This window comes from Lactobacillus sp. UMNPBX19 (assembly GCF_002553805.1).
Taxonomy (GTDB): Bacteria; Bacillota; Bacilli; order Lactobacillales; family Lactobacillaceae; genus Lactobacillus.
Genome location: NZ_PCYR01000127.1, coordinates 1 through 411 on the forward strand (window position 1 = coordinate 1; position 411 = coordinate 411).

Sequence of the window (411 nt, forward strand, 5' to 3'; positions counted from 1 at the left end):
AAGACTACACGCTTGATTTGCGTAAGGGACATGAAGCTATCCTTGGATCACACATGCTTGAAGTTGACCCAACAATCGCTTCAGACAAGCCACGTGTTGAAGTTCACCCATTGGACATCGGTGACAAGGCTGATCCTGCACGTTTGGTATTCACTGGTATGGAAGGTGACGCGGTTGACGCAACCCTTGCAGACTATGGTGATGAGTTCAAGTTGATGTCATATGATGTACGTGGTAACAAGCCTGAAGCAGAAATGCCATTGCTACCAGTTGCTAAGCAATTGTGGACACCAAAGCAAGGTTTGCGTGATGGATCAGTTGGTTGGTTGACACTTGGTGGTGGACACCACACTGTGCTATCATTTGACATCGATTCAGAACAATTGTCAGATTTGTCAAAGATGTTTGGTT

General features: G+C 45.7%; 1 pseudogene. It reads left to right on the forward strand.

Features of this window, described 5'->3' with window-relative positions:
• Positions 1 to 411: pseudogene (locus CP370_RS09405) on the forward strand (L-arabinose isomerase); the annotation flags it as partial.